The organism is Metaplanococcus flavidus (assembly GCF_042675885.1).
GTDB classification, from domain to species: Bacteria; Bacillota; Bacilli; order Bacillales_A; family Planococcaceae; genus Planococcus; species Planococcus flavidus.
This window is the reverse complement of sequence record NZ_JBHTKI010000028.1, coordinates 1-706: the sequence shown is the minus strand read 5'-3', so window position 1 is coordinate 706 and position 706 is coordinate 1. Positions and strand designations below refer to the sequence as shown.

Here is a 706-nt window from a genome sequence, read left to right as displayed (position 1 = left end):
GGGTCTCAAACGCACTGTCACGGCAAAAATAATGATAAAAAGGAAGACTGGCAAGCTTCTGTACTTTCCATTGCATTCTTCTGCACTTTTCTATTGCATTACACAACAAGCTTTACTTGAGTGCCAATGTAAAGGTAAATCTGCTCTATGGCTTATAAAAGTAGGGACCAAAATCTTCTTCGTGCGTCAGGATATAGGTCCAAGAAAACTTTTCATCAACCACATAAAGATCGACCAGGCATTTGTCAGTGGAATTAACAATATTGTGTTTGGTATCAATTGCAGCCTCTTCCTCAACTGGGCTGCCTGCATGAATGATATTTTTCGCTTTTATAGGTTTAGCATTAGGCAGATAAATCGCTTCTTCCTCAGATGAATAAAAAAGATAGCACCCTGCCTTTTTCTGCTGATCAAATGCATCTGCCGCTTCTGTCCCTTCCAAGCATTTGATTTTTTCCCAGCTAAAGACGTTCCACATACATTGCTTAAAACCGAGCTTCCTCTTTTGAGATTTGCTTATATCCTGAGTAAAAGCTTCCTCCCATTTTTGTTCCAACTCTTTTCTTATGTTTTGTAATACTTCATAGCTGATATTCTGGTCATTTGAGTAAATTTCATAATTCCGAGACCTTGCGGCTCTAGGTGTGTAACGGCATGAAAATAGAGCACCTCCCCAAATCCTGTATAATGGTAGTCACCACAACAA

Annotated in this window: 1 protein-coding gene; it reads right to left on the bottom strand. The window is 39.4% G+C overall.

The genetic code is table 11. From position 1 onward, the window contains the following. Positions 1-145 precede the first annotated feature (145 nt). Positions 146-592: a DUF4275 family protein gene (locus ACFQ1X_RS15395; RefSeq protein ID WP_379083306.1), complete on the bottom strand. Its 447-nt coding sequence runs from the start codon at positions 590-592 to the stop codon at positions 146-148. Positions 593-706 lie beyond the last annotated feature (114 nt).